Origin of the sequence: Saccharopolyspora sp. 7B, from assembly GCF_020177435.1 — a bacterium.
Classification (GTDB): domain Bacteria; phylum Actinomycetota; class Actinomycetes; order Mycobacteriales; family Pseudonocardiaceae; genus Saccharopolyspora_C; species Saccharopolyspora_C gregorii.
In genome coordinates this window covers 1-5233 of sequence record NZ_JAIUKC010000252.1, presented here as the reverse complement: position 1 = coordinate 5233, position 5233 = coordinate 1, and the positions used below count along the sequence as shown (strand labels likewise).

Genomic DNA, 5233 nt, shown 5'->3' with positions numbered 1-5233 from the left:
GCCCTGGCCACCCGCGGCTTCACCACCACCGAATTCACCGAAGTCGCCGACATCATCGCCACAGCACTCCAACCCACCACCGACACCGAGGCGCTGCGCGACCGCGTCGAGGCGCTCACCCGCAAGTTCCCGCTGTACCCGAACCTGAACGGAGGGCTCTGATGTCGCCGCGCACACCCGGTGCAGACCTGCCCGAGCACCCGGATCGGCTCTGGAGCTCCCCGGACCCGAGGCGCTCCTACGACGTGGTGATCGTCGGTGGCGGCGGGCACGGGCTCGCCACCGCCTACTACCTCGCCGTCAACCACGGCATCACCAACGTCGCGGTGCTGGAGAGCGGCTGGCTCGCGGGCGGGAACATGGCCCGTAACACCACGATCATCCGCTCCAACTACCTGTGGGACGAGAGCGCCGGGCTCTACGAGCACGCGCTGAAGCTGTGGGAAGGGCTCGAAGAAGCGCTGGACTACCCGCTGCTGTTCTCCCAGCGCGGCGTGCTGAACCTGGCGCACTCGCTGCAGGAGGTCCGCGACAGCGTTCGCCGCGTCGAGGCGAACAAGCTCAACGGCGTCGACGCCGAATGGCTGGATCCCGCGCAGGTCAAGGAGATCTGCCCGATCCTGAACACCTCCGAGGACCTCCGCTACCCGGTGCACGGCGGCACCTGGCAGCCGCGGGCCGGCATCGCCAAGCACGACCACGTCGCCTGGGGCTTCGCCCGCGCGCTGGACCGGATGGGCGTGGACCTGGTGCAGAACTGCCAGGTCACCGGATTCGAGACCGTCGGCGACCGGGTCGTCGGCGTCGAGACCACCCGCGGGAACATCCGCGCGGGCAAGGTCGCGCTGGCCGCCGCGGGCAGCACCTCGGTGCTCGCCGACACCATCGGGCTGCGGCTGCCGATCCAGAGCCACCCGCTGCAGGCGCTCGTGTCCGAACTGCTCGAACCCGTGCACCCCACGGTGGTCATGTCCAACGCCGTGCACGTCTACGTCAGCCAGGCGCACAAGGGAGAACTGGTCCTCGGCGCCGGCATCGACGCCTACAACTCCTACGGGCAGCGCGGCGCGTTCCACACCATCGAACGCGAGCTCACCGCGGCCGTCGAACTGTTCCCGATCTTCGCGCGGGCGCACGTGCTGCGCACCTGGGCCGGGATCGTGGACGTCACCCCCGACGCCTCCGCGATCATGGGCCGCACCCCGTTCGACGGCCTGTACGTCAACTGCGGCTGGGGCACCGGCGGGTTCAAGGCCACGCCCGGTGTCGGCTGGTGCTACGCGCACACCATCGCCCACGACGAACCGCACCCGCTCAACGCGCCCTTCGGGCTGGAGCGGTTCACCACCGGAGCCCTCGTCGACGAGCACGGCGCCGCGGGCGTCGCGCACTGAACGGAGTCCGCACATGCTGCTGATCCCCTGCCCGTGGTGCGGGCCGCGGAACGAGACCGAATTCCACTACGGCGGTCAAGCCGACGTCCGCTACCCGGACGACCCGCAGTCGGTGTCCGATGAGGACTGGGCGCGATTCCTGTTCTACCGCGCCAATCCGAAGGGCGTGTTCACCGAGCGCTGGTCGCACCACGCCGGTTGCCGGCGCTGGTTCACCGTGCAGCGCGACACCACCACCAACGAGATCCACCCCGACGGCGCGACGAGGACGGTGACCAGGTGAGCAACGAGTTCAGGACCGCCGACGGGGGACGCATCGACCGCCGCCGGCCCGTCCGGTTCCGCTTCGACGGCCAGGACTACGAAGGCCGCGAAGGCGACACCCTCGCCTCCGCGCTGCTGGCCAACGGCGTGCACCAGATCTCCACCAGCATCAAGTACGGGCGCCCCCGCGGCATCATGGCCGCCGGGCCGGAAGACCCGAACGCCCTGGTGCAGATCGAGAAGCCGTTCCCGGAACCGATGCTGACCGCCACCACCGTCGAACTCGTCGACGGCCTGGAAGCCACCTCCATCCCCGGCCAAGGACGGCTGTCGGACGAACCCGACCCGGCCCGCTACGACGCGATGCACGCGCACTGCGACGTGCTCGTCGTCGGCGCCGGACCGGCCGGGCTGGCCGCCGCGCTGACCGCGGCCCGCAGCGGGGCGCGGGTGATCGTCGCCGACGCCGACACCGAGTTCGGCGGCGCCCTGCTCGGCAGCGGCGAAGAGCTCGACCGCAAGCCCGGCACCGACTGGGTGCGCCGCGCCGTCGCCGAACTCGAATCGCTGCCGGAGGTGCGCACCCTCCCGCGCACCACCGTCTTCGGGCACTACGAGGACGGCTACTTCGTGGCCGTGCAGCACCGCGGCGACGACGCGCCCAGCCGCCAGCGCATCTGGCGCATCCGGGCCCGCGAGACCGTGCTGGCCACCGGGGCGCACGAACGGCCCGTGGTGTTCACCGGCAACGACCGGCCCGGCACCATGCTCGCCGCGTCCGCCCGCAGCTACCTGCACCGCTACGGCGTGCTGCCCGGCACGCGGGCCGTCGTGTTCACCACCAACGACAGCGCCTACGCGGCCGCGATCGACCTGCACGACGCCGGGGTGGAGATCGCCGCCATCGTCGACGTGCGCGACGTGGTGCCCACCTACTGGGCCTCGCTGTGCGTGGAACGCGGCATCACGATCCGCCCGGACGCCGCCGTCGTCGGCACCTCCGGCGTCGGCCGGGTCGTCAGCGCGCACCTCGCCGGGCTGCGCTCCGACGAGCACCAGCCGGTGACCGTCCGCCAAGTCGTGCGCTGCGACCTGCTGCTGGTCTCCGGCGGCTGGAACCCGGCGGTGCACCTGCACGCCCAGGGCCGCGGCGGGGTGCGCTACTCGGAGCGGATCGGCGGGTACGTGCCCGAGGAGGACCTGCGCTCCGTGCAGTCGGCCGGTGCCTGCGCCGGCGTGTTCGGCACCGGCGACTGCCTGCGCACCGGTGCCGAAGCGGGCGGAGCCGCGGCGCGCGCCGCCGGGTTCGACGCCGTGGCGCCCGAACTGCCCGCGGCGAAGAACCCGCCGGTGCTGGCCGGGCGCACCACCTGGCTGCTGCCCAGCCCCGCCGACTCCGAAGGCGCCAACCAGTTCGTCGACCTCGCGCGGGACGCCACCGTCGCCGACATCCGCAAGGCCGTCGGCGCCGGGCTCGACTCGGTGGAGCACGTCAAGCGCTACACCACCATCGGCACCGCGCACGACCAGGGCAAGACCTCCGGCACCCTCACCTCCGGCATCATCGCGCAGCTGCTCGGGCGGGAACCGTCCCGCACCACCACGTTCCGCGCCCCCTACACGCCGGTCGCGTTCGCCGCCCTCGCCGGGCGCGACCGCGGCGACCTCTACGACCCGGTGCGGGTCACCGCGATGCACGACTGGCACGTGCAGCGCGGGGCGCCGTTCGAGAACGTGGGGCAGTGGAAGCGGCCCTGGTACTACCCGCGGCCCGGGGAGGACATGGAGACCGCGGTGCTGCGGGAGTGCGCGGCGGTGCGTTCCGGGGTCGGCATGCAGGACGTGTCCACCCTCGGCAAGATCGACGTGCAGGGGCCGGACGCCGCCGCGTTCCTCGACCTCGTCTACACCAACAAGATGAGCACGCTCAAGGTCGGCCGCATCCGGTACGGGCTGATGTGCACCGCGGACGGCATGGTCTTCGACGACGGCACCGTGATGCGCACCGGCGAGCAGCGGTACCTCCTCTCCACCACCTCCGGTGGCGCGGCCGGCGTGCTGGACTGGCTGGAGGAATGGCTGCAGACCGAGTGGCCGCAGCTGCGGGTGCACCTGACCTCGGTCACCGAGCAGTGGGCCACCATCGCGCTCGCCGGGCCGAAGTCCCGCGAAGTCCTCGCCCGGGTGGCCACCGGGCTGGAGCTGGACAACGACGCGTTCCCCTTCATGTCCTGGCAGGACGGCGTCGTCGCGGGCAGGAGGGCGCGGGTGTGCCGGATCAGCTTCTCCGGCGAGCTCGCCTTCGAGATCAACGTGCCCTGGTGGTACGGCCGCGAGGTGTGGGAAGCCCTGCACGAAGCCGGCCGCCCCTTCGACATCACCCCGTACGGCACCGAGACGATGCACGTGCTGCGCGCGGAGAAGGGCTTCCCGATCGTCGGGCAGGACACCGACGGCACCGTCACCCCGCACGACCTCGGCATGAGCTGGGCGGTGTCGAAGAAGAAGGACGACTTCCTCGGCATGCGCTCCTTCGCCCGCGCCGACAACGCCCGGCCGGACCGCAAGCACCTCGTCGGCCTGCGACCGCAGGACGAATCCCTGGTGCTGCCGGAAGGGTCGCAGCTGGTGGCGAGCGAGGTGCTGCCCGCCCCACCGGTGCCGATGCTGGGCCACGTCACCTCCAGCTACCGCAGCGCGGTGCTCGGCGGCGGGTTCAGCCTGGCGCTGGTGAAGGGCGGGCGGGACCGCATCGGCGACACCGTCTACAGCCCGCTCGACGGCCGGCTGGTCCCGCTCACGGTCACCGAACCCGTCTTCTACGACAAGGAAGGAGCGCGCCGCGATGGCTGAGCCCTACGGAGAGTCCCCGTTGGCGACCCGGGCGGAGGCGCTCGCCGCGCGGTCCGGGCCGGACGCCGTGCACATCACCGAGGTGCCGTTCAAGGCGCAGATCACGCTGCGGGTGGACCCGAAGGGGTCCGGCGCGGAGCGGATCGGCACCGCGATCCACGCGATGCTGCCGAACCAGCCCGGCGAGGTGGTGCACGCCGAAGGAGCGCTGGTCCTCGGCCTCGGCCCGGACGAATGGCTGCTGATCGGACCGGAAGGCGCCGCCGAGTCCATTTCGGACACGTTGACCACCGCGCTCGACGGCGATCACGGCGCGGTGGTGGACGTGTCCGCGCACCGCACCATCCTGGAGGTTTCCGGGCCGCACGCCCGGGACTTGCTGAACATGGGCTGCGCGCTGGACCTGCATCCGCGCGGCTTCGCGACCGGCCGGTGCGCGCAGACGCTGCTGGCGCGGGCCGCCGTCGTGCTGGTGTGCCGGGACGCGGCGCTGCCCACCTACTGGCTGATCGTGCGTTCGTCGTTCGCGCGGTACGTCGCGGACTGGCTCATCGACGCCGCCGGCGAATACGGCTGGTGACAACCGAATCCTGCAGGATTTCCCCACGTCTGAACTGGAGCTCTGGATGACCGAAGTGCGCGGCGTCGTGGCGACCGGCAAGGGAGCGCCGGTCGAGGTCGTCGACATCATCGTCCCCGATCCGGGTCCGGGTGAGGCGGTG

The 5233-nt window shown here is 71.8% G+C and carries 4 protein-coding genes; all 4 read left to right on the top strand.

All coding sequences use genetic code 11. From position 1 onward, the window contains the following. Window positions 1–161: 161 nt before the first annotated feature. The 4 genes from LCD33_RS28195 to LCD33_RS28180 are packed head-to-tail and all read left to right on the top strand — an operon-like array spanning window position 162 to window position 5091. The gene (locus LCD33_RS28195; RefSeq protein WP_224963071.1) at window positions 162–1394 is read left to right on the top strand and encodes a sarcosine oxidase subunit beta family protein; all 1233 of its coding nucleotides are present in this window, start codon (window positions 162–164) and stop codon (window positions 1392–1394) included. A gap of 13 nt (window positions 1395–1407) precedes the next feature. Continuing rightward, on the top strand, window positions 1408–1677 hold the full coding sequence (locus tag LCD33_RS28190; RefSeq protein WP_224963073.1) for a sarcosine oxidase subunit delta: 270 nt from the start codon (window positions 1408–1410) through the stop codon (window positions 1675–1677). After that, entirely contained in the window at window positions 1674–4511 is a 2838-nt protein-coding gene (locus LCD33_RS28185) for a 2Fe-2S iron-sulfur cluster-binding protein (protein ID WP_224968979.1), read from the top strand. The genes LCD33_RS28190 and LCD33_RS28185 overlap by 4 nt, the downstream gene beginning before the upstream one ends. After that, a complete protein-coding gene (locus LCD33_RS28180) occupies window positions 4504–5091 on the top strand; it encodes a sarcosine oxidase subunit gamma (RefSeq protein ID WP_224963077.1) in 588 nt (195 codons plus the stop codon). The genes LCD33_RS28185 and LCD33_RS28180 overlap by 8 nt, the downstream gene beginning before the upstream one ends. Window positions 5092–5233 lie beyond the last annotated feature (142 nt).

Coding starts and splice junctions, on each gene's coding strand:
- LCD33_RS28195 (WP_224963071.1), top strand. CDS start 162: ATGTCGCCGCGCACACCCGGTGCAGACCTGCCCGAGCACCCGGATCGG.
- LCD33_RS28190 (WP_224963073.1), top strand. CDS start 1,408: ATGCTGCTGATCCCCTGCCCGTGGTGCGGGCCGCGGAACGAGACCGAA.
- LCD33_RS28180 (WP_224963077.1), top strand. CDS start 4,504: ATGGCTGAGCCCTACGGAGAGTCCCCGTTGGCGACCCGGGCGGAGGCG.